We start from the raw sequence: 21,703 nt of genomic DNA on the forward strand, positions 1-21,703 counted from the left end.
GGATGACTGAAAACCCGTCAACAGTCAACAGTCAACAATCAACAATCAACAATCAACAATCAACAGTCAACAATCAACAATCAACAATCAACAATCAACAATCAACAATCAACAGTCAACAGTCAACAGTCAACAATCAACAGTCAACAGTCAACAGTCAACAGTCAACAGTCAACAGTCAACAACATCGTGTTTATATAGTTTAGACGCGCATCAGCTTATCATTCATTAAGTAAGGAAACTAAATTTATGCCTTACCCAAGCACGCCCAAGAAATTTTTCGGGCTGCATTTAACAACGCTCAAGAAGAGTAGAGTATTGTATTGAGCAGTTTTATTGCTGCACAAAAAAACTTTATTAAGTGGGGTCTTATGAATTACCTTGTTGCAGTTTTACCAGATCGAATACAAGCCGAAGCGGCCTACTCTGCTCTGGAAAAAGCAGGCTTGCCAACTTCACAAGTCAATATTTTGGGCGATGGTTATTTAAGCGCTGATGAATTTGGACTAATTGATCCTGACAAGCAAGCCCGCAAACAATCAAATCGGCTCTTTGGGGGGCTTGTAATTTTTGGATTTGTTGCAGGTTATGCCTTCAACCATTTCACAGAAGTTGAAATATTTCCCCAGTTTGCTCGATTTGGCAATGAATTTCTTGCTGGGATCTTAGGAGGTATAGGCGGTGCTTTGGGCGCTGGTTTAATCGGTCGAAGTGTCAGGTTAACAGCTAGTAGTGGCGATGCTTTACCTTATCGTAACCGTCTGAATGCTGGCAAATACTTAATTGCAGTTACCGGAAATGAGGATTTAATACGCGAAGCTACACGCGTACTGCGTCAATTTGAACCAGAAAATATTCAAGGCTATACAGACTATTCACAAAAGAGCAAACTTATGGGAAATTAAGTGAAAATTTCTAAAAAAACTAATAGACATCTCCAAAAATGATTGTAGAGACGTAGCACTGCTACGTCTCTACAAGAGTTCTGGATAATGCATATTTAATTTTCACTCCTATGTCTAATCTACATCGGGTTCAACGCCGAGCGATCGCAATTGTGCAATCAACCGTTCAGCCCGTTGTTTTTCTTGTTCAGCCCGTTGTTTTTCTTGTTCAGCCCGTTGTTTTTCTTGTTCAGCCCGTTGTCTTTCTTGTTCTGTAGAAGTTAATACCCAGCAGCCTGTCCAATCATACCAGCGTAACCAGGGCTGTTCTACATCTTGATAGCGTCCGTGCCACACACCCAAGCCTAATTCTAGTTCTGGTATCCAAAAGCGTGATTCTGACAGTGTTATCTCAGCATAACGACCACCGTCTAACTTAAATACCCTTAACTCATATTTGTAGCGATCAAATACTGCATAATAAGGAACACGCAGAATCTGCTCATATACTTCCCATTTTCCTGGTGGTTGCTTGATATCCCGCAATGTCTGCCCCAAGTCTTCCTTTTCAGTACCAGGAGACAGCAATTCAACCACAATAAAAGGATAAACTCCCTCTTGCCAAACGACATAACTTAAGCGTAAATCCCGTTGTTCGTAGAGGCGGGAAACACCTAAAACGGCAAACCAATCTGGTCGCTTATGCCACAGTGGATGACGCGGGTCATAATAAAGATTCAGATCGCTAGCAACAAATATCTCGTCGCTTGGATAATTCGGTGGACGAAAGGTTTCGTCTAACAGACGAGGTTGCAATAAATGAAACTGATCGGGCAAACCAGGCTCCTGTGGATCTTCACTGGGAAGATCATACATGGTTGGCAATACATCTTTTGGCGATCGCGGCGGGTCAGTTTGATACATCATAAAGCTAGTCCTGATGATGAAACTCTCAGTTATATTATGATTCAATTGTTTTTAAGTAACTCAACACCTTGCAGAACGCGGCAACATAAATTTTTCGCCCTCGGCTGCAAATTTACCACGAACCATCAGCACAGTTTCGTCAAATGCATGGACGAATGCTTGCACATCTTTGACATCCAAAAGTTCTGGACTAAAGTAAATCACTACTTCTTCAATGGGTTGGGGTATTTTAGCAATAATATTCTTCAAAGAGCATATCTGCGTTGTAACTAGATCAAAAAGATGAAGTCGGGTATCTTCTATCTCCAGACAGGCGATTAAATCTAAATCTTCTGCATAGTATAAGGTACGACTTCCTTCATTGACAAAGAACACAGGTTTTTCCTTGACTACGCCAACTATATTAGAGACAGGGGCGCGTGTTTCCAAAAGTCTGTGTAACAATGTGTAATCTTTGGTATCTGTAAAATCCAGTATTCTGAAGCTATCAGTGCTACCTGTGGAGTTACACTTAACTTTGAAGATATGTTCTTCGACAATACGAAAGCCAAAAGGTAAGTAAAACTCTGGTTGTGGTGTCGTTAGTACCAGGGTTTCGTAAAGGGTATCGCAATATTCCAGCACTTCTTCCATTACTTCGCGGTAATATCCTCTCCTACGAAATTCTGCACGGGTAGCTACTCCATGAACTCCGCCGACAGTGAGCTTTTGTCCCATAATTTGCATGGGAATTTCTAACACTCCCACATGGGTAATAGCTATATCATCATGAAAGCGAATAAACGGAGTCGAAGCTGTTTCCCAGGATGCGCCTAGTTTTCTTGCACATTCTGCTAAACTGCTGAGTCCGGGAAATGTGGCTTCCATTAAGTCAAAAAGCTTATCGCTTATGCTGGGTTCAGCAGAGAATGACTGTTTGAAACGATACTGGTTCATAGTTAAAGTATTACTATCAATTCACTACTTACTATAAAATCAATTCCAGCAAATCCAGAAAAAGGGAAATATAAATGGATAGCAAGGGCTTAAGATGTTGCGCCTCCAACGTTGAACCCAATATTTCTCAAGCCTGAGTCTCTTCAAATAAGACTAAGCCATACTTCTCGCCAGTAGGCAAAAAGCCAATTCCTTGATAAACTGCTTGGGCTGCTTGGTTATTATCACCTGTAAACAGGATGGCACGTTTTACTAAGAGCGATCGCGCATCTAACAATGAGCCTGCGACTACACTTTTGGCGTAGCCTTTACCCCGCAGGGCTGGCGGTGTCCACACTCCACCAATTTGCACAATATCAGGTAAGCTGGCATTGAAAGCAGAGTAAGAAACTGGGGTATCTTCTGCTACCAAAACCCAATGCATTGCCATAGCTTGACGAGCTTCAATTATGCTACGGCTAGCTGTTGTTAAACTCTGAGTATCTCTTTGTCCTAAAGTTTCCACACTATAAGCAGCGCACCATTGAGTGAGTAATTCCAACTCCTCTGGATGTGGCAAACGACACTGCACTTTTGCCGATGCTAAAGCTTCAGGTATTTGCAAGTCTCGTAATGCTAGAGAAAACAATATCTCAGACTCATCAAGTTGAGTTGGTCGGTTGCTAAGTCCCAAAATGCTTTTTGTCGCTTCGACTTGTGCTGCTGGGCCACTAATTCCAGAAATAGCACGTTCAGATTGTGCCACAACTGCTTGCACCACTTCTGGCAAATATACAGGGGCTTGGACTACGATCATCCCATTCCAAAAATGGGCTGCAACTGCCACTATAGTTTCATCTGTGTAGGCTGCTATGTAAGTTCCTTGAAATCTGGCATTTTGGTCAAGTAGTCCCGCAGTTCGCCAATTAGAGCGCAAAAACATAGAAGTATCAGTGTGTTGCAAGAGAAATGCTTCCAGCGATACTTCATCTCCAGGTTGCAGAGTTCTCAAAATAGGCACAAAAAACTCCTGAGTGTCCAATTTAGTTTACCGAATAAGCTGTTTTGGGAATAGTAGCAATGCCATCTGTGAAGTTGGTTCTACCTAATGGTAATTGAAAGGAACACAGCCTAACTGTGCCCCTAAATTAAACTACTTCAAGTGCCTGTTCGGGGAATCATAAAATTTCCTTTTGTTCAAGCGACAAACAGTCACCAACTGAGTGGTGATATTTTTTGTATTATATATGTAGCATATAAAAAGGCTGATAAGGGACTTCCAAATAAAAAAATATCCAATTAATTCTTGTGGGGTGGGCGTCTCGCCCGCCCCTAATCATGGGCGGGCGAGACGCCCACCCCACAATATTGGATAATTTATTTCTTGGAGTTCCCTAATGATGGCTTTAGCTTAGGATCATTTTCTGTACCCACCCAAATATCTCAATTGCATAGTTGCGGCCCAAAGACAACTTCAGATATGGGAAGAAGGAGATTTGCTCTAGGAAAATAAAAGTCACCCTAGCATAGTATTGTGTTAGAGCGATCGCTAATCTCAACTCTATGACTGGTAAACGCTTTTATCACATTGGCTTTGGACAAGACGATTTAGGTTCATCACCTCCCAGCATTGCCTTATTATCTGGCGATCCAGAGCGATCGCGTCTAATTGCCCAAACTTATTTACTAGATGTGCGCGTGTTATCAGAAAATCGCGGACTCAATAGCTATGTGGGATACTTACAAAATGGTCGCAGTATTTTATCAGCTACTAGTGGTATGGGTGCGCCTTCATTAAGTATTGTTGTCAATGAGTTAATCCAAGTAGGAATCCGGCAAATTATTCGTATTGGAACTTGCGGAGCAATTCAATCTTATATACCAGTCGGTAGCGTTGTTATTAGCAGTGCAGCATTGTGTCGCCAAGGTGCAGCAAATGATATTGCACCTGTGGAGTATCCAGCCGCAGCCGATCCTTTTCTCACAGTCGCTTTAGTTAAAGCCGCCCGAGAATTAAAGGTTGAACATTACATAGGAATTACGGCATCAGTTGATACTTTTTACGAAGGACAAGAACGCACTGATTCAGCGAATCCAAATTTAATGCGATCGCTGCATGGTATTACAGAAGAATATCGGCGATTAAATATCTTGAATTATGAAATGGAATGCGGCACATTATTCAAAATGGCAGGAGTGTATAATTTTACTGCTGCTGCTATTTGCGCTGTAGTAGCTGGGCGTACTGTTAGTGAAAATATCATCTTAGAACAAAAAGATATCGCTGTTAAAAATGCGATCGCAACTGCTGTACATGCAGCAAAAACCCTTGAATAATAAATGTATCTTATTTAACTTTTTAGTCTGCTAGATTTAATATGCTCTAAGTAGTTTTATCATGTCTTTACCTAATCTTTAATTTATCAATCAGTAATTGTAGATAAGATGTATTGAGTAAAATGCAATTTAATCTTCTGGAGACACTTAAATTAACAGTAAAAAAATCACTAAACAACTTAAAATTAAAAAACCTGTGTAATTAAAATAAACAATAATTATAACAAAAGTAAAGCCACTTATTTTAAAATTTATTGTAATGAAAACTTTAAAAATTAGCTTTTAATCTTAAAAAGATGAATTTAAAGCACCAATTATTTTAGCCATTATGATGAATTAAGCTATTAAAAAAACTCAGCGAAATTGGAGAAAATATAACATGAAGAATGCTTGGAGGCGTTGGATTACGACCGTTAACCTAGCTGCAATCGGACTAATACCGACGCTGATATTTTTAGCATTCTCTCATCGAGCAACAGCAGACGATCCAGGAGCATGTTACATGATAACCTCCTCTGGTAAAACCATTAGATTGGGAAGGCTTTGTAGCAATATACCCGTAGCTTCAGACAAAAGAGTTTTTCGAGTCTCAATCAAACGCCGCTTTGGGGGAACTCCTGTAATTGATGTCACCTTCAACGACAATAAAACCTTTGAAATGATTGTAGATACAGGTGCTAGTGAAACTATTATCACTCAAGAGATGGCGAATACACTTGAACTCCAGGCTACAGGGACAATGCAAGCCCAAATTGCCGATGGTAGCCAAGTAGAATTTCCAACCAGTCAGGTAAAATCTATTGCAGTAGGCGGAGTAACAGCCAATAATCTGCGGGTAGCGATCGCACCAAAAGCAAGCATCGGCTTACTAGGTCACGATTTCTTTGGCAGCTATGATATTAAAATTCTGGAAAAAGAGGTGGAATTTCATCACCGCTAATGTTCGCAGCTAAAAACGTAGTATCCTACATTTTGGTATCTATAAAAGGACAGGGAATAACCCAAATTTTCCATGACTAAGCTGATTGAATACGAAGAAGCCAGCGAGGAAGTCCGGGCAGTATATGACGACATCCGCGCTACACGCCAGAATGACTATATAAATAACTTTTGGAAAGCGATAGCCAATCATCCCCCTACCTTGCAACGAACTTGGCAAGCGGTGAAAGAAGTGATGACTGGCCCCGGTGAGATTGATCCACTGATGCGCGAACTAATTTACATCGCCGTGAGTGCGACGAATGGCTGTGAGTATTGCATCGCCTCGCACACAGCAGGGGCGCGGGCTAAGGGTATGGATGATACCATGTTCGGGGAACTAATGGCGATCGCAGCCACTGCCAACATGACTAATCGCCTCGCCAACGGCTATCAAATTCCTGTGGACGAGAGATTTAAGACGTAGGAGTGTAGCCTTGTCCATCCCTGCTTAAGAAAATTATTTACTATGCCCAAAGTTCAGATTAACGGGATTGATTTGTTCTACGACATTAAGGGAAAGGGTGAACCTTTGCTATTAATAGCTGGCTTCCTGTGCGATCATGCCTATTGGTCGTTGATTATGCCATCGCTGGTTTCGCAGTATCAAGTCATTCGTTTAGACAACCGAGGTATGGGGCGAAGTTCTGCTCCCGAAACCCCCTATAGTCTGAAACAGATGGCTAATGACGTTGCAGCATTGCTCGATCGCATTGCGATCGATAAAGTGCATTTAGTAGGTCATTCAATGGGTGGTCAGATAGCCCAAGAGTTAGTGTTAGCACATCCTGAAAAGGTAGAAAGTCTGATACTACTTTCATCATTAGCAAAGGGTGATGGATTATTTAACAGTATCATTGAGACTTGGGGCGACCTCTGCAAAAATGTAGACTTGAAACTTTATGAAAAAGTCGTATTACCCTGGATATTTACAGATACGTTCTACTCGATTCCTGGGATGATCGAAGGACTAATTGAATTTGCAATCAGATATCCTTTTCCACCTGCGGCTCATTCACTCTATCATCACAGCCGAGCTATGCTTGACTTTGACACAACAGACCGCCTTCAAAAAATTCATTGTCCTACCCTAGTTCTAGTTGGTAAACAAGACATTCTCACCCCGCTAAAGTTTTCCCAGCAACTTGCTCAAGGCATTCCCAACACTGAACTTTTAGCCCTCAATGGAGGGGGTCATGGCTTCTTAATTGAGTCGCCGGATGCTGTGGTTTCAGCCATGCTTAACTTCCTGAGGAAGTTGACGAAATAATCAGGGTTCCAGGCGGCGTTTTTGGGCTGATGATTGCGATCGCTTGCACTGCACTCTTAACCCACCAATAACGCCCGTTCTGTGAAAAGCAGACTCTTATTAGGGAAGCGATGCCTGCGGTGGTCACTGAGCTTGCCGTTCGCGGAGCGTCTCGTAGAGAAGTGCGAGCTACGCTAACGCTAAAATCTCAAAAGTGACCAATACTTTTGGCTGTAAAATTAACTTTGTTTAGGTGATTTCCAACAAAGAAAATACCTGTGTTGGCGAGTTTCGACAACTCTTGGAGACGCTACGCGAACGCTCAACTCTCGATCTATCAGTTGGTTGAGTTTCGACTACGCTCAACTACCGCGAAGTCGAAACCAACGGCATCGGTATATTTATTCTTGTAAATCACCTTAGTATTAATCAACACATTTGATTTACTTTAGCCGCAAATTCTGCAATATTTATCTGCTCGTAGTGTTCAAAAGGTTGATGAATCCAGGGGTTGTCAGCCAAATAATCAACATAATAATTGGGTGCTATAACTGAACAAGCTTTATACCAAAGAACGGCGGTGCGAATTTCCTCAATGGGGAAATCAGTATTTTGCTGGAGCCAAGGTATAGTCTGCTGGAGTGTGATGCCAGAGTCTACCAAATCATCCACTAGGAGAATGCGGGAACCTAACTTTTCGGCAGTCATCGTTAAGTGGCGAGAGAAAATTAAATTATTTCTTTCTTGCTTTTGGACGCCACTGTAAGATGAGGTTGCTAAAATTGCTAACGGCTGCTGGTATATACGGGAGAGAATATCTCCGATTCGTAGTCCTCCTCTGGCAAGACAGATAATTTGGTTAAATTCCCAGCCTGATTGATAAATCTGAACGGCCAGTTGTTCAATTTTTTGGTGATAATCTGACCAAGAAACATAAAGGTCTGGCATAAGTCTTAGGGAAGTGATGGATAAGATTGATAGCTAGTGTTGAAAACAAATTTCTTATTTTACTATGAGTGCAAAGTTTTATGAATGATTCTACTGCTGATGGCGACGCTCAAGGAACGCCTAAAAATGAAAAACTAAACCTCAGTACTAAAATTGCTTTCGGTGCTGGAGATTTGGGAACAGCGATCGCGGCGATGATTGGGATCACTTATTTGTCACCATTCCTCACAGATGTTGCTGGTTTAGATCCCAACTTAGCCGGACAAACCCAACTGGTTGGTAAAGTCTGGGATGCAGTCAACGATCCGATGGTTGGGGTATTGAGCGATCGCACTCAAAGTAGTCAAGGAAGGCGGTATCCTTGGATGATTTGGGGATCAATTCCTTTTGGGATTTTCTTCTTTTTGCAGTGGATTGTTCCGCAATTTAGCACTCAAGAAAGTGTGAATCAGTGGGGGTTGTTTTGGTATTACACTGCTGTTTCTATTTTGTTTAATGCTTTCTATACAGTCGTCAATTTACCATATACAGCGCTCACCGCAGAACTAACTCAAGACTACGACGAACGCACTAGTCTAACCAGCTTTCGCTTTTTCTTTTCTATTGGCGGTAGCATTTTCGCCATACTTCTTTTTTTAGCTATTTCTATACTAATTCCCGATAACAGACAACTACAATATGTAGTTTTGGGAGGCATTTGTGCAACTGTCTCTGTTTTCCCTTTATATTGGTGTGTTTGGGGAACAAAAAAACGCGCTCAAGCAGTAGCAAAGTTACACCCAGAAACTGAGCAAAAAGTCTCTATTCCTTTATGGCAACAACTCAAAATTGTTTTTACTAATCGCCCTTTCTTGTTTGTAGTAGGGATTTACCTTTGTTCTTGGTTGAGTTTTCAATTGTCAGCTGGCATTATTCCCTACTTTGTCACCAGTTGGATGCGGCTACCGCAATGGCACGTTAGCCTAGTGCTGTTGACGGTGCAAGGAACCGCCATGTCTATGCTGTTTGTTTGGGCTGCCATCAGTAAGCGTTTTGGCAAACAAGCTGTGTACTACATGGGAATGACTATTTGGATTATTGCCCAAGTTGGACTTTTTTTCTTGCAACCTGGTCAAATCATCCTAATGTACATTTTTGCGATGATGGCAGGTTTGGGTGTCTCCACTGCCTATCTTATTCCCTGGTCAATGCTACCTGATGTAATTGAACTGGATGAACTCAAAACTGGACAGAGGCGAGAGGGTATTTTTTACAGTTTTATGGTGTTTCTCCAGAAAATCTGTTTAGGATTTGCAGTTTATATACTTTTACAAAGATTAGGTACAGCTGGATATATTAAACCCACGCCAGATGTGCTAATGCCAATTCAACCAAATACTGTGTTAGATGTAATTCGTAGTTTTATTGGCCCCCTACCAGCGATCGCTTTAATATTGGGTTTAGTTTTAACGTATTTTTACCCAATTACCCGCGAGATGCACGCAGAGATTATGCTAAAACTCAAAGAACGGCAAGAGAAGAGGGGAGTTAATTAATTCGTAATTCGTAATTCGTAGTTAAGAATTCAATTACGAATTCGGCATAAATAAACATCTCCTATTTACACTCGTTGCTGGCGTTCCTAGACTCCTACCCAATGCTCAATTCCCAGTGCCTTGTATATTTGCGATCGCAAACTGACTTAACCTAAGTGACAGAGGTAAATTCAAACGCTCTGTTCCATACTTAACTAAAGAGCAAGTATCACAGACAACTGAACTCAGTCTCAACTACATTTGCATTGCCTTGTAAATTGGTTGGTCGCTGATTGTTACAACCCATGCAGGTTAAAAGTTTGATTGCAAATCCTCTTAAATAAACTATCAAAAGTTTTCTGTCTTTGCTTATATTAAACACCTTTGCCTCATTCCCACTCTTGGAAATGAGGCAAATTTCTATCTAGCTATATACCCCACGGGTAATTTTGTCGTCGGGGATATAGGCAAAGTCTTAGTGCTGCAAGTGCGATCGCTTTTAGGGAAAAGCTTTAATATAGTAATCAATGATTTACCGCAGCTACCACCACCAAAAATTGTGAGTATTAAATCTGCATCAAGAGATGAAATTTTTATTCGTTTGAGTTATTTATCAAAATCTCAAATAGATGGCTTTGAAGCTATTGATATAGAAAAATCGTCTGATGTTATATTCAGTGCTAGTAAAGGCAAGTGGAAAAGCTTAAATCCTATCTCTAAACTTGAATGTGGCATTGATACTACAAAAATCAAGGCTCTTAAGAAAGTGTTCAGTGCGATCGCCTGATCTTGTAGGGTGCGTTAATGAAATGTAACGCACCTTCTCAATTGTCAGTATAATGAGTTTTTTAGTCGGAAGTTTATTCAAAGAATTATTGGCGAATATCAACTAAAATTACTAGTTTTTAATCCAGAGCAAGAGGAGATAGTTATATGGAGAGACTAAATTATCAAGAAATAGTCCAAAAAATTCTGGAAACTCATGCCAAAAATCGCTCAAATAGTCAGACAGAAGTCAAATTGTTATTTGATACTGAGCGCCATCGCTATCAAGTTATGAATATTGGTTGGCAAGAGCTAACGCGAATATTTGGTTGTATTATTTATGTAGAAATTAAAGATGGCAAAATTTGGATCGAACGCGATGGAACGGAAATCGGAGTAGCTAATGAATTAGTAGAAGCTGGAGTTCCTAAACAAGATATAGTTTTGGCTTTTAAAGCCCCATACAAACGAAAATTTACTGAATTTGCTGCTAGTTGAAGCACATCTTGATCAAAAAGCACTAATAAACCTTATTTCATCTAGTCAAACTCTTTACCGACACGATTTTCTCAGCTTCATTTACCCTAACCTGCGCCAACCCAAATTGTTCAATTACGACTGCATTCGTCGTCAAATGTCTAGTTACCTCAGCTACCCGGTAATGACTTTCCTGTGAAGCTAAAGCAGCCGGCAATAATAACTGATCTGCTAAGTGTTCATCCACTGCTGCACCGGTGTGATGAAACTCAAGGAGTTGCTGACAAGCAATTTCTGCAACTGTCTCCGCCGATAACCGTAATCGCCCAAATCCACCAAAGCCAGTCAAGCTGTTCTCATACTCAGCAGTTAAAAAAATACCCGCCCCAGGTGCTATACCTCTTTCTCGCAAAGCGTGTACAGCAACTTTCAAATGGGCTTCCCGTAACAAATTCTCGGCACGATTCGCCATCCGTTGGGGAATATGCGAAGGCAATTCTGTTACCACTGCTAGCCCTCGCACCTGTTGTAAATTTCCCCGTTCCAACAAGTTAATCCCGTTGAGTTTACCACCGCCATCTACATGCAACTGTACCTCTCCGCCACCTTTGGGAAACCACCCCCAAGCACCTAACTTGACTTGGGCTTCTACACCCATGCGTTGCAATATCGGTAAATAAACTTGCTCAATGTACGTCACTGTCGGGCTAAAATTTACATGAGTTCCACCCTTTAGAGTTACTTGAGAATTGCCCGATGCTAGTGCCAAAGGTAAGAGAATTGTCTGTAAAACTAGAGCGATCGCACCCGCAGAACCACCAACTTGTGCTTTACTAACATCAAAGGTATAAGTTCCAGCTTGCACAGCACTACCTGGGATGAATTCTAGCAGCATTGAACCCAAAGCATCACCCCGTAGTTGGGCATTACAAATTCTCGCCGCAGCCCGAACTGCTGTTAAGTGTTGTGCTGCTAATCCTGGTTTTTTGCGTCCAGCGCGAATGCCTGAAATTCGTATGGGTTCGCCAGTGATAGCGGCTAGACTTAAGGAAGTGCGAAGAACTTGTCCGCCTCCCTCTCCGTAGGAACCGTCAATTTCAATCATGGGCGATTTTGGAATGGTGGATTTTGGGTTATCCCCACGGCTCTTAAAATCAAACCACAAATTATAAACGTCTAGCAGCTAGTTTTTTGAAGACAAGTTACACAAATATACAGAAAAAATTCTGAGAGGATGTTTTTTGTAGTTTGCTAATTTTGAATTTGCAATTGAAGAACCTTGCTTTTACCGGGATTCATCAACCGATATGGGTCAACTATTTCTTTAAACTTAAACTCTTCAGGATCAATAGTAATCTGGCCGCCATATTGCTGCACCTAACCTGGTAAAAATTCTAAACTTAGCTTATATCCTTTTTTTAACGCAGAGGGACGCTGAGGGAAGCGCAAAGGTTCGCAGAGAATTAATTCCTCTGCGTTCCTCTGCGTAAACCTTTGCGTTCCTCTGCGTTTTAAAATCTTAATTCTCATGTTTGGCAGCACTTTCATGCCACTTACTTAATATAAAGTCAGATAGGGCACTCAAGCTGACAAAAATTAATACACCCAACCCAGTTGTAAGAAATAATGCTGCAAACATCCGAGGAATTTGTAAGTTGTAGCTGGAGATTAAAATCCGGTAAGCAATGCCAGATTTTGCCCCACCAGTACCGGCGACAAATTCGGCTACAACTGCGCCAATTAATGCTAAACCACCGCTAATTTTTAAACCACCTAAAAAATAGGGCATGGCGCTGGGTAAACGGAGATACAGCAGAGTTTGCCAGCGAGAAGCTTTGTAAAGTTGAAATAGGTTGAGCAAGTTCCGGTCAACGCTGTTGAGTCCTAGTGTAGTGTTGGATACGATGGGGAAAAAGGCGACAATCCAGGCACAAACTACTAAGGCGGCGAAAGTGTTATTTTTTAACCAAAGGATTATTAGGGGTGCGATCGCAACTATCGGAGTTGTTTGTAAAATCACTGCATAGGGAAATAAACTGCGTTCAATCCATTTACTTTGGGTGAACAAAATCGCCATTAGTAAACCAGAAATAGCCGCAGCAACAAAAGCAACAACTGTGATTTGCAGTGTAATTAATAGTGATGGAAAAAGCTCGTTCCAGTCAGTAATTAAAGTTTTAAATACTAATAAAGGGCCAGGGAGGATATAAGGAGGTAGATGTGTTATTCGCACAAATATATCCCATAAAAATAATGCTATAATGCCAACTCCCATCGGTGCCAAAACCTCAGCAGAAAGAAACTTGCTCGATGTCTTTTGTGATTTGGTGCGACGGATAAATAGCATATAAATTCAAAACTTTAAATTGGCACAGAGATCATAGCTTGGGCTAGATGCTGAGAAATTTCACGGCAATATTGGTTATACAGCAATGATGTGCGAAAGTCATCGTTACGGGGGTAGGGAACATCAATTTCTACATCAGCTACAATCCTTCCGGGACTTATCCCCATAACTAGCACGCGATTTGATAAGTACACTGCTTCGTAAATATTGTGGGTAACAAAAACCACCGTCCAGCGCTGTTGAAGCCACAAATTTAGTAAATCACCATTGAGTTTGCTACGAGTGATTTCATCTAATGCACCAAATGGTTCATCCATCAACAAAACATTTGGCTGAGTAACTAATGCTCTAGCAATTGATACCCGCATTTTCATCCCACCTGATAATTGGCGGGGATAGTTTTCTTCAAAGCCTTCTAATCCTACCAATTCTAATGTCTCCTGCACCAATTTTTGGCTATCTTTTTTAGACATTCTCGCCAACTTTAGCGGTAGGCGGACATTCTCTCTAACGTTAGCCCAAGGCATGAGTGCAGCATCTTGGAAAACAAAAGCCAGCTTTCTTGCTTGCTGAGTTATACTCCAGTCAATACTACCAGAACTCGTGCGCCCCAGTCCGGCAATCAGGCGCAGGACTGTACTTTTACCACACCCAGAGGGGCCAACTAAACTAACAAATTGCGACTCTGGAATTGCTAAATTTAGGTCTTGCAGGGCAACAGTGCCATTGGTGTAGACCTTGGTAATTTGATTGAGTGTGATGATGGGATGCTTACTCATTCATTCTATAGATTAAAATTTGACTGTATGAAACAATATGGAAAATATTTTTAATGGTTAATCTAATTATCAGTTAAAACTCAAAGCCGTTAAAAGTATTAATAATATTTCTTCGAGTCGATGTTAACTAAATATTCCTTAAAAATACTGCCAATGCAAATTTAAATGGGATCTATTTTAGTTTAACTGAACAACTTAGTGTTAAATTAGAGGGTTACATAAAATAGCAAACTTATGAGTAAACTGATAGCATTCGGTTGGTATGGAGGGAAATATAGTCATCTTGACTGGCTTCTACCACTCTTGTCAAAAACTACTCACTACTGTGAACCTTTTGGAGGTTCAGCAGCAGTTTTGATAAACAAAGAACCATCACCTGTAGAAACTTACAATGATCTTGATGGCGAACTAGTTAACTTTTTTCGTGTACTACGTGATGAGAAAAATGAACTCATCAGAGCTATTACTTTTACACCTTTCTCAAGACGTGAGTTTGAACTTGCCATTTCTCAACCCACTAAAGAGTTATCTAATTTAGAGAGAGCTAGACGATTTTTTGTCCGAGCTAGACAAGTAAGAACAGGATTAGCTCAGACAGCAAGCTCCGGTAGATGGGCACATTGTTTGTTGACAAGTCGTGCAGGTATGGCTGGGGCTGTCTCAAGATGGTTAGGGAGTATAGATGACCTTTCTAAAATAGTTCAAAGATTTCAGCGAGTTCAAATAGAAAACTGCCCAGCAATTGAAGTTATTCAAAGATATGACAGCGAAGAAACACTTTTTTACTGTGACCCTCCTTATCCACATGATTCCCGTGGAGACAGTAATGCTTATGGGTATGAGATGACAGATGAACAACATCATAAACTAGCTTATGTCCTTCACAATGTCAGTGCTAAAGTTGCTATCTCAGGATACGACTGTACCCTAATGGAGGAACTATATGGTGACTGGCGACGTATTCCAGCACCGTCAAAGTACTGTCACTCTGTCAAAAAGTTACGTACAGAAGTCCTCTGGACAAACTATAACTTAGAATATCAACCTGTACAAATATCTCAAAGTAAGTCCAAAAAGTCTAAAACAGCTATTATGTCAACGCCTCCAGAGATTCTTAACTCAGCTTTTGATAGAGCATCCGAATACATAAGAACGGGCGATTCAATGATGATTGCTCCAGAAATTATTGATAGAGTTGAATTTGTCTGTAGGCACCCTCAAAATAAGGCTGGCATAAGGCTTCTATTAGCTTGCTTATTAGCGAAAGTTCATCAACCTCATCTAGATATTCGTAAGCCATTTACTGAAATTGGCACAAAAGATTCTTACTCTGGTCGTTTTTATGATGAATCATATATAGCATTTTTTATAAATGAACGTAACTTACAAGATGTATGCAACCCAACAACTGCTTTTTTAACACCTGCACTTCGTACTAAAGCAATACCTTTAACTTTAGACGCTAAGTTGATAGGAAAACCTGCAATATTATACCAGACTGTTATTCAGCTATTTGATGATGTTTATACAGAGCGTGTAGCAACAGAAGACCTTCTTGTAGAAACTATAAAATGGCTTTTGATTCTCAAAAAAGAGAAAGAACAACGAATTCAAAGCCTTATTGCTAATTTAAACACTCTAGATGATCGGGCAATTCCTCTTTCTGCTGAAGCAATTGTAAAACTTATTAGACAGCATTTGGATTGTCCCAGAGCAAGTCGTTTGCCAGTGCTTATTGTAGCTGCGGCTTATCAATCAGCCTCAGAACATTTAGGAGAACGATGTTTACCGCTTGAAAGTCACAATGCGGCTGATAAACAAACTGGTTCTTTAGGTGATATTGAAATCAGACTTATAAGTAGTAACAATTTAGTAACCAGCTACGAGATGAAAATGAAACGTATTACTATAAATGACATCAATAATGCCCTTCCAAAAATTACACGAAGAATAGAGCAAACTGGATATAAGATTGATAATTACATATTTATAACTACTGAAACTATAGATAAAGATGTAGAAGACTATGCTGCTAATCTCTATGAAAAGACAGGAGGTATAGAGATTGTAGTACTTGATTGCCTTGGTTTTTTACGGCATTTTTTGCACTTGTTTCATCGCTTACGGATGCAGTTTGTGGAGGAATATCAAAAGCTTGTGCTTGCAGAACCCGACAGTGCAGTTAGTCAACCCTTAAAGGAGGCCTTTTTAGCATTACGCCAAGCTGTTGAGACTGTTGAAGTGGAAATCAACTCAGATGTTGAGACTGAATTAGATACTCCACTTTGAGAGGTAGAAAAAATGTGAAGCTACTTCTTGTAATAGCCTACCCCTTTATTCACAAATTGCAAGGTGTATGCTTCTTTGTAGTTAACCTTAGATTTAGAAATCTTAGTATCAACCATGCTGTCAAAGAGTGATTTCCACCTTGCATCACTCATCGCCCCAATCCCTTGTTTTTCTGCGGCATCAGAAAGGATAATTCCATATTGTTTCAGCTTTTGAATCCCATAATCAATTTGCTCATCCGTCATTTCTGGATTCTCTTTTTTAATTAACTGATTCCCTGGTTGGGGATTTTTTAAGTAGCTATACCAACCTTTAATTGACGCATCAACAAATCGCTGCACTAAATCGGGATTTTTTTCTACTAGTTCTTTTTTTGTTTCAATAGTGGTTGCATAGGGTTGATAACCATAATCTGCTAATAAAAATACTACTGGCTGAAAACCACCCTGCTTCTCAATAGCAAAGGGTTCAGATGTAATATAACCTTGCTGGGCTGAGTTTTTGTCAGTTAAAAAGGGAGCAGGATTAAAGTTGTAAGGGCGTTTCTGATCATCGGTAAAACCGTACTTAGCTTTCAGAACAGGCCAATAGGTAATGTTAGCAGAAGCAGAGACATAAATTGGCTTGCCTTTGAGGTCTGCAAGGGTTTTAATTGCTGGGTTGGGATGTGCAATAAGACACCAGGGGTCTTTCTGGAAAATTGCTGCGACTGTGATTTTGGGAATACCTTGTGCTATGGCATTCACGGCATCAATGCCATAACCCATAAAGAAATCTACCGCACCCCCCATCAACAATTGAGTACCACTGGGAACCTGCGGGCCACCCATTTTAATAGTTACATCTAAACCATAGTCTTTGTAAATACCAGTGGCGATCGCCTGGTAAAATCCGCCGTGTTCTGCTTGTGCTATCCAGTTTGTGCCAAATGTAACTTTATCCAACCGAGAATTGCTAGTTGACGGTTGGTTGCTGTTAGTACAACCAGCAATAAAGTTACTACCAATCCAGATAGAACCGTATTGAATAAAATTGCGGCGACTAAGGCGATTAACTGCTGTTGATGAGGGTGATGACGGTTTCATAAAACAGGATGATGTTCTCTTTTATTTGCCTTTGTAACTGAATCTAAATGTACATTCTAAAATCAACTTTTGATTCACTAGGGAATAAGGCTGAATTTCTAAAGCACTTCTAAAAGCTTTGATGGCTTCACCATACTCTCCTAGTGCTGCATAACACAAGCCCATACCGTGAAGCGCCCCAAAATGTATTGGATTTATCTGCACAACCATCTGACAATCTGCCAGAGATTTTTGATAATCTCCAATACTGTAATAGAGAAAAGCACGGCGATTCCAAGCTTCGGCAAAATCTGGCTGGTCTTTGATTAGTGCTGTCAGCGCTGTTTCGGCTTCAGTAATTTCACCTGCATCGAGTAACTTTTGACTGCGATCAATTATTTCCAGTCCATAAATTCCCTTTTGCTGAAACCAAATCCGCCAGATTTTTCTGGTTGCTTTTTCGCGGACTGTGGCATCGGGGTTTTTCAACTCTTCAAGTAAGGAATTGATAGGTAAAGAATCCATGAATTTGAAATCAGTGAATATACGTTTGTATTAACTTTCTCACAAAATATATCTATTAAATGGTTTTTAAAGCCATCTTTAAAAATGCGGTAATTTATTGCTAATTATGAATTTTCTGTGTGATTTATTGTATTCAGCATACGACTAATACCACACTCGACATTTAGAGTCATCAAAATAAAAACTAACTAGAGACAGTTGACAAATACCTAGTACGCCACGGCAAAAACAAACATACCATTTCATTACAGCCAAAAACCCCAAAATTAAAGCAGGCGTGAATGCGTGACTTCCGCCCTGCGGTACTAGCTCATTGGGCTAAACTTAAGAAAGTTATGAGGACGCAAATATGACTGACAAAAATCGTTCTCAATGGGACTTAGGCAGGTTTATCGAAACCCTGGCTTACTTTGAGGTAATTCCTTTCCTTAACTGGGTACAGCAGTTAATCCAAGGTCGTCCTAAGGATAATCAAAATAGACCCAATGGAGGAAGAAACGTGGGTGTAATATTAGTAGCAGGTGCAACAGGTGGTGTAGGTAAACGAGTAGTGCAGCGATCGCTCGAACAAGGTTATAAAGTTCGCGCCCTAGTTCGAGATATTGACAGAGCCAGGTCAATTCTTGGTAATGATATAGACTTAGTAGTTGCGGATATCACTCAACCAGAAACTTTAACTTCTTTAGTTATGGCTGATATCCAAGCTATAGTTTGTTGTACAGCAGTGCGCGTGCAACCAGTTGAGGGAGACACAGCAGATAGAGTAAAATATTATCAAGGTGTTAAATTTTACCAGCCAGAAATTGTTGGCGACACACCAGAAAATGTCGAATATCAAGGTGTTAAAAACTTAGTCCAAGCGGCTGCAAAATATCTACCCCAAGCAAACGAAAAACCGATATTTGATTTCACCAAGCCATCAGCAGAATTAAAGGATTACTGGGGGGCGCTGGATGATGTCGTTATGGGTGGCGTGAGTGCCAGTAATATCCAATTAGTAGAAAATGCAGCTTTGTTTGCTGGTAATGTCTCCACCGCTAACTCTGGCGGATTTGCTTCTATCAGAACTAAGAATTTTGATCCACCCTTCAACTTATCTGATTGCGAAGGTGTAAAATTACGCGTCAAAGGTGACGGTCAACGTTATAAAATCTTTCTGCGGACAGATACAAAATGGGATGGCATTGGCTACAGCTATTCTTTCGATACCGTAGCTAATACCTGGATAGATGTTCGCATTCCCTTTGCAGATTTGATTCCTGTATTTCGGGCAAAAGTTGTCAAAGATGCGCCGCCAATTGAGCAGAATAGAGTTTGTTCATTCCAACTGATGTTGAGCAAATTTGAATATGATGGCGCTTTGAATCCTAAATTTTCTCCCGGTGGTTTTGCTTTGCAGTTGGAATCAATAAAAGCTTATGGCGGGACAACTTTACCACAATTTATCTTAGTCAGTTCAGCAGGCGTGACTCGTCCGGGACGCCCTGGAATTAATTTAGATGAAGAACCGCCAGCAGTGAAATTAAATGACCAATTGGGAGGAATTTTAACTTGGAAGTTGAAGGGAGAAGATAGTTTAAGAGAAAGCGGAATTCCTTATACAATTGTTAGACCTTGTGCTTTAACTGAAGAACCAGGAGGGAAGGAATTAATATTCGAGCAAGGCGATAATATTAAGGGCAAAATCAGCCGTGAGGATGTGGCAGAACTTTGCGTGCAAGCTTTAAAACTAGCAAAAGCTTCTAATGTCACGTTTGAAGTAAAACAGGGAGATAATACTGTTAACTCTATCGATTGGCAGAAGTTATTTTCTGATTTAGCTAAGGATAAATAAGTGAAGTGACTACAGACTTATAGCGCTTCCCAGGTGGATGAAGTACATATACATATCAAAATCAAAACCTCACCCCCAACCCCTCTCCTTACTAAGGAGAGGGGAGATAAAGCACAGCTTTATCGGGGTCAGGTTAAGCTGTACCTCATCAGACCAAGTGCGATCGCTCTACACTTTTGGTGAAAGTCAATCAAAGCCAGTTCTGCAATGACTCAAACCGAGCAAATTCCGATTCTAGCTGCCATTGAATCCGCGCGCGATCGCTCTTTTGCAAAAAAGCACTGCACTCTTGAGAAACAGAGGTTTCACCAGGGGTATCGCTTGCACAAGCTGAAACCATTGCCTTAAACTCAGGCGACTTCCAGAGACTATTTCCCACAGCGAAACTATATTCTAAGCCATTGCGAGCCAGTCGCTTGAGGTCTTTATATCCCAGCCCATATCTCGTTGCTGCTAACAAATACTCATGACTCAAATCGATGCGGGAAATGCCTTCATCATCAGAAGCAAGGGTCATTGGTACTCCAGCCTTCCAATACTCCCTAAAAGGATGCTGATCTCCCTGGACATTTAAAATAACCTCATTACTGGTCAGGCAGATTTCGACTAACACGCCGCGTCGCCGCATTTGCTCCATCAACTCGAAGGGACGCTCCTCAAAAAAAATACCCACACCATGTCCGATGCGAGATGCCTGTGCCACTTCTACAGCTTGCCGAATATGAAAACGTAAATCCTCCGTTGGAACCAACCCCAGAGTTAACTCTCCGGCATGGAGCGCGACCTTGACATTGGGATATTGGCGTTTTAAAAATTGCAGCATTTGCATTTGCAGGGTGTAGTCGCGCAGTGCAATTGGGTTGTCTTCTGGGGCGACGAGATTGATGCCAACTACCCGCGAATCCGATGAATCTAGTGCAAAGGCATAAGCTAACTGAGCAAACACTTCAACGGGCGACTTTGTTCTTGTCGTTTGCTGCAAATAGCTCACTTTCACTGCACATCCAGGCTGTGCCGATGGAGTGCCGCAACCGAGTGTTTTCGAGACTTCGCGCTCCAACTCTGTAAATTGCTGGCTGCCAAGTGTCACTAGCTTGGTTAATCCTCGTTTGAGCAATTGACGGTGCATTTGAGCAAAATCTTTATTCCAACCAACTTCACGCCCTAGCTGTCGAACCTCACTGCCCTGAACGGTAAGCATTAACTCTAGATAGGTAATATGCTGCGAAGCTGCCCGATTTGCTACTGACGCAACCATATCATCCCGACGGCTCGTAGAGTCTGATATTGTCCCAAAACCACTAAAAGCCTCAAAAAATTGGTCGTGCCCAGATTTTCCAGCAAATGGGAGGTTACGAGTAGACCAACGATTTATTAGGGAATCATAAACAGATGTTCGGTTTAACAATTCTGAGGCGGGAAAATAGCTACTGTCCTGACCGCAAGCTTTTGGTTCAACTAAAGCCCCCGCCTGTGGATTCACACAATACCCATCGGTGGCAGCCCACTCCAGATATTTTTCTGCATATACAGCCCCGCTTAGATGACTGTGGATATCTCCTCCCTTCGGCATTCGCTGTACAAATGCTCGTAAAGCGGCTGGCTGGGCGCGATGGGCTTCAAACCAACTAGCAGTTTCAGCTTCACTCCCAGTCGAGGACTGCTGCGAATTAGATGGGACTTGGGCTACTACACTGAAGATAAAACAGCTAGAACTCGTTAATACTCCTAAAAACAAAGATAAACGCGCTCGTCTATGCATATAGATTTATTTTTTTGTAAAACATGGCCAGAATTATCTGAGTTCTCATGCTGTTCAAAACCATCAACTATCAATCTTTATAAGCTAGATAAACTATAGCCTAAGATAG

General features: G+C 41.1%; 22 protein-coding genes. 12 read left to right on the forward strand and 10 right to left on the reverse strand.

Features of this window, described 5'->3' with window-relative positions; genetic code table 11:
- Positions 1 to 2 precede the first annotated feature (2 nt).
- Entirely contained in the window at positions 3 to 206 is a 204-nt protein-coding gene (locus D1367_RS10310) for a hypothetical protein (RefSeq protein ID WP_181985134.1), read from the forward strand.
- Positions 207 to 371: 165 nt separating this feature from the next.
- The gene (locus D1367_RS10320; protein ID WP_118171295.1) at positions 372 to 905 is read left to right on the forward strand and encodes a hypothetical protein; all 534 of its coding nucleotides are present in this window, start codon (positions 372 to 374) and stop codon (positions 903 to 905) included.
- 114 nt (positions 906 to 1,019) lie between these two features.
- Here the strand turns inward: D1367_RS10320 and D1367_RS10325 are convergent, their stop codons facing one another.
- The 3 genes from D1367_RS10325 to D1367_RS10335 form a co-directional block, all read right to left on the reverse strand.
- A complete protein-coding gene (locus tag D1367_RS10325) occupies positions 1,020 to 1,808 on the reverse strand; it encodes a Uma2 family endonuclease (protein WP_118166384.1) in 789 nt (262 codons plus the stop codon).
- Between the two features lie 63 nt (positions 1,809 to 1,871).
- Positions 1,872 to 2,747, reverse strand: a complete 876-nt coding sequence (locus tag D1367_RS10330; protein WP_118166385.1) for a GNAT family N-acetyltransferase — start codon at positions 2,745 to 2,747, stop codon at positions 1,872 to 1,874.
- A 127-nt stretch (positions 2,748 to 2,874) separates the two neighbouring features.
- Positions 2,875 to 3,747: a GNAT family N-acetyltransferase gene (locus D1367_RS10335; protein WP_118166386.1), complete on the reverse strand. Its 873-nt coding sequence runs from the start codon at positions 3,745 to 3,747 to the stop codon at positions 2,875 to 2,877.
- Between the two features lie 542 nt (positions 3,748 to 4,289).
- Here D1367_RS10335 and D1367_RS10345 point away from each other — a divergent pair.
- The 4 genes from D1367_RS10345 (at position 4,290) to D1367_RS10360 (ending at position 7,311) form a co-directional block, all read left to right on the forward strand.
- The gene (locus tag D1367_RS10345; RefSeq protein ID WP_118166387.1) at positions 4,290 to 5,063 is read left to right on the forward strand and encodes a nucleoside phosphorylase; all 774 of its coding nucleotides are present in this window, start codon (positions 4,290 to 4,292) and stop codon (positions 5,061 to 5,063) included.
- Between the two features lie 379 nt (positions 5,064 to 5,442).
- Entirely contained in the window at positions 5,443 to 6,003 is a 561-nt protein-coding gene (locus tag D1367_RS10350; protein WP_118166388.1) for a retropepsin-like aspartic protease family protein, read from the forward strand.
- A gap of 72 nt (positions 6,004 to 6,075) precedes the next feature.
- Complete coding sequence (locus tag D1367_RS10355) at positions 6,076 to 6,468, forward strand: carboxymuconolactone decarboxylase family protein (protein ID WP_118166389.1); 393 nt, start codon at positions 6,076 to 6,078, stop codon at positions 6,466 to 6,468.
- Positions 6,469 to 6,510: 42 nt separating this feature from the next.
- Positions 6,511 to 7,311 carry an alpha/beta fold hydrolase gene (locus tag D1367_RS10360; RefSeq protein ID WP_118166390.1) on the forward strand — a complete coding sequence of 267 codons (801 nt, stop codon included), beginning with the start codon at positions 6,511 to 6,513 and terminating at the stop codon, positions 7,309 to 7,311.
- A gap of 408 nt (positions 7,312 to 7,719) precedes the next feature.
- On the opposite strand, the gene D1367_RS10365 is transcribed toward D1367_RS10360, so the two are convergent.
- Positions 7,720 to 8,238: a phosphoribosyltransferase gene (locus D1367_RS10365; RefSeq protein WP_118166391.1), complete on the reverse strand. Its 519-nt coding sequence runs from the start codon at positions 8,236 to 8,238 to the stop codon at positions 7,720 to 7,722.
- Between the two features lie 80 nt (positions 8,239 to 8,318).
- On the opposite strand from D1367_RS10365, the gene D1367_RS10370 reads away from it, so the two are divergent.
- From D1367_RS10370 to D1367_RS10385, 4 genes are all read left to right on the forward strand, one after another.
- Positions 8,319 to 9,773: an MFS transporter gene (locus D1367_RS10370; RefSeq protein WP_118166392.1), complete on the forward strand. Its 1,455-nt coding sequence runs from the start codon at positions 8,319 to 8,321 to the stop codon at positions 9,771 to 9,773.
- Positions 9,774 to 10,230: 457 nt separating this feature from the next.
- The gene (locus D1367_RS10375; RefSeq protein WP_118166393.1) at positions 10,231 to 10,539 is read left to right on the forward strand and encodes a hypothetical protein; all 309 of its coding nucleotides are present in this window, start codon (positions 10,231 to 10,233) and stop codon (positions 10,537 to 10,539) included.
- Between the two features lie 87 nt (positions 10,540 to 10,626).
- Positions 10,627 to 10,698, forward strand: a complete 72-nt coding sequence (locus D1367_RS32150) for a hypothetical protein (RefSeq protein WP_244945018.1) — start codon at positions 10,627 to 10,629, stop codon at positions 10,696 to 10,698.
- Positions 10,686 to 11,015: a XisI protein gene (locus D1367_RS10385; RefSeq protein ID WP_118166394.1), complete on the forward strand. Its 330-nt coding sequence runs from the start codon at positions 10,686 to 10,688 to the stop codon at positions 11,013 to 11,015. Before D1367_RS32150 ends, D1367_RS10385 begins: the two co-directional genes overlap by 13 nt.
- Before the next feature lie 37 nt (positions 11,016 to 11,052).
- Here the strand turns inward: D1367_RS10385 and rtcA are convergent, their stop codons facing one another.
- The 3 genes from rtcA to D1367_RS10400 form a co-directional block, all read right to left on the reverse strand.
- Entirely contained in the window at positions 11,053 to 12,099 is a 1,047-nt protein-coding gene (gene rtcA, locus D1367_RS10390; RefSeq protein WP_118166395.1) for an RNA 3'-terminal phosphate cyclase, read from the reverse strand.
- A gap of 414 nt (positions 12,100 to 12,513) precedes the next feature.
- Positions 12,514 to 13,341: an ABC transporter permease gene (locus D1367_RS10395; protein ID WP_118166396.1), complete on the reverse strand. Its 828-nt coding sequence runs from the start codon at positions 13,339 to 13,341 to the stop codon at positions 12,514 to 12,516.
- A gap of 14 nt (positions 13,342 to 13,355) precedes the next feature.
- Entirely contained in the window at positions 13,356 to 14,120 is a 765-nt protein-coding gene (locus D1367_RS10400; RefSeq protein ID WP_118166397.1) for an ABC transporter ATP-binding protein, read from the reverse strand.
- A 234-nt stretch (positions 14,121 to 14,354) separates the two neighbouring features.
- Between D1367_RS10400 and D1367_RS32155 the strand changes: the two genes are divergently transcribed.
- The gene (locus D1367_RS32155) at positions 14,355 to 16,409 is read left to right on the forward strand and encodes a DNA adenine methylase (RefSeq protein WP_228674556.1); all 2,055 of its coding nucleotides are present in this window, start codon (positions 14,355 to 14,357) and stop codon (positions 16,407 to 16,409) included.
- A 20-nt stretch (positions 16,410 to 16,429) separates the two neighbouring features.
- Here the strand turns inward: D1367_RS32155 and D1367_RS10415 are convergent, their stop codons facing one another.
- The gene (locus tag D1367_RS10415; RefSeq protein WP_118166398.1) at positions 16,430 to 17,494 is read right to left on the reverse strand and encodes an ABC transporter substrate-binding protein; all 1,065 of its coding nucleotides are present in this window, start codon (positions 17,492 to 17,494) and stop codon (positions 16,430 to 16,432) included.
- A gap of 21 nt (positions 17,495 to 17,515) precedes the next feature.
- Positions 17,516 to 17,998, reverse strand: coding sequence for a tetratricopeptide repeat protein (locus D1367_RS10420; RefSeq protein ID WP_118166399.1), 483 nt, complete (start codon positions 17,996 to 17,998; stop codon positions 17,516 to 17,518).
- A 349-nt stretch (positions 17,999 to 18,347) separates the two neighbouring features.
- Here D1367_RS10420 and D1367_RS10425 point away from each other — a divergent pair, with 349 nt between their 5' ends.
- Complete coding sequence (locus D1367_RS10425) at positions 18,348 to 19,832, forward strand: CIA30 family protein (RefSeq protein WP_118166400.1); 1,485 nt, start codon at positions 18,348 to 18,350, stop codon at positions 19,830 to 19,832.
- A gap of 190 nt (positions 19,833 to 20,022) precedes the next feature.
- Here D1367_RS10425 and D1367_RS10430 read toward each other — a convergent pair whose 3' ends face one another.
- Positions 20,023 to 21,594 carry an adenosine deaminase gene (locus D1367_RS10430; protein WP_118166401.1) on the reverse strand — a complete coding sequence of 524 codons (1,572 nt, stop codon included), beginning with the start codon at positions 21,592 to 21,594 and terminating at the stop codon, positions 20,023 to 20,025.
- Positions 21,595 to 21,703: the final 109 nt, after the last annotated feature.

This window comes from Nostoc sphaeroides (assembly GCF_003443655.1).
Classification (GTDB): Bacteria; Cyanobacteriota; Cyanobacteriia; order Cyanobacteriales; family Nostocaceae; genus Nostoc; species Nostoc sphaeroides.

What these genes read in the sequence shown, in the direction of transcription:
- D1367_RS10310 (WP_181985134.1), top strand. Translation starts at nt 3, where the DNA reads ATGACTGAAAACCCGTCAACAGTCAACAGTCAACAATCAACAATCAAC.
- D1367_RS10320 (WP_118171295.1), top strand. Translation starts at nt 372, where the DNA reads ATGAATTACCTTGTTGCAGTTTTACCAGATCGAATACAAGCCGAAGCG.
- D1367_RS10325 (WP_118166384.1), bottom strand. Translation starts at nt 1,808, where the DNA reads ATGTATCAAACTGACCCGCCGCGATCGCCAAAAGATGTATTGCCAACC.
- D1367_RS10330 (WP_118166385.1), bottom strand. Translation starts at nt 2,747, where the DNA reads ATGAACCAGTATCGTTTCAAACAGTCATTCTCTGCTGAACCCAGCATA.
- D1367_RS10345 (WP_118166387.1), top strand. Translation starts at nt 4,290, where the DNA reads ATGACTGGTAAACGCTTTTATCACATTGGCTTTGGACAAGACGATTTA.
- D1367_RS10350 (WP_118166388.1), top strand. Translation starts at nt 5,443, where the DNA reads ATGAAGAATGCTTGGAGGCGTTGGATTACGACCGTTAACCTAGCTGCA.
- D1367_RS10355 (WP_118166389.1), top strand. Translation starts at nt 6,076, where the DNA reads ATGACTAAGCTGATTGAATACGAAGAAGCCAGCGAGGAAGTCCGGGCA.
- D1367_RS10360 (WP_118166390.1), top strand. Translation starts at nt 6,511, where the DNA reads ATGCCCAAAGTTCAGATTAACGGGATTGATTTGTTCTACGACATTAAG.
- D1367_RS10365 (WP_118166391.1), bottom strand. Translation starts at nt 8,238, where the DNA reads ATGCCAGACCTTTATGTTTCTTGGTCAGATTATCACCAAAAAATTGAA.
- D1367_RS10370 (WP_118166392.1), top strand. Translation starts at nt 8,319, where the DNA reads ATGAATGATTCTACTGCTGATGGCGACGCTCAAGGAACGCCTAAAAAT.
- D1367_RS10385 (WP_118166394.1), top strand. Translation starts at nt 10,686, where the DNA reads ATGGAGAGACTAAATTATCAAGAAATAGTCCAAAAAATTCTGGAAACT.
- rtcA (WP_118166395.1), bottom strand. Translation starts at nt 12,099, where the DNA reads ATGATTGAAATTGACGGTTCCTACGGAGAGGGAGGCGGACAAGTTCTT.
- D1367_RS10395 (WP_118166396.1), bottom strand. Translation starts at nt 13,341, where the DNA reads ATGCTATTTATCCGTCGCACCAAATCACAAAAGACATCGAGCAAGTTT.
- D1367_RS10400 (WP_118166397.1), bottom strand. Translation starts at nt 14,120, where the DNA reads ATGAGTAAGCATCCCATCATCACACTCAATCAAATTACCAAGGTCTAC.
- D1367_RS32155 (WP_228674556.1), top strand. Translation starts at nt 14,355, where the DNA reads ATGAGTAAACTGATAGCATTCGGTTGGTATGGAGGGAAATATAGTCAT.
- D1367_RS10415 (WP_118166398.1), bottom strand. Translation starts at nt 17,494, where the DNA reads ATGAAACCGTCATCACCCTCATCAACAGCAGTTAATCGCCTTAGTCGC.
- D1367_RS10420 (WP_118166399.1), bottom strand. Translation starts at nt 17,998, where the DNA reads ATGGATTCTTTACCTATCAATTCCTTACTTGAAGAGTTGAAAAACCCC.
- D1367_RS10425 (WP_118166400.1), top strand. Translation starts at nt 18,348, where the DNA reads ATGACTGACAAAAATCGTTCTCAATGGGACTTAGGCAGGTTTATCGAA.
- D1367_RS10430 (WP_118166401.1), bottom strand. Translation starts at nt 21,594, where the DNA reads ATGCATAGACGAGCGCGTTTATCTTTGTTTTTAGGAGTATTAACGAGT.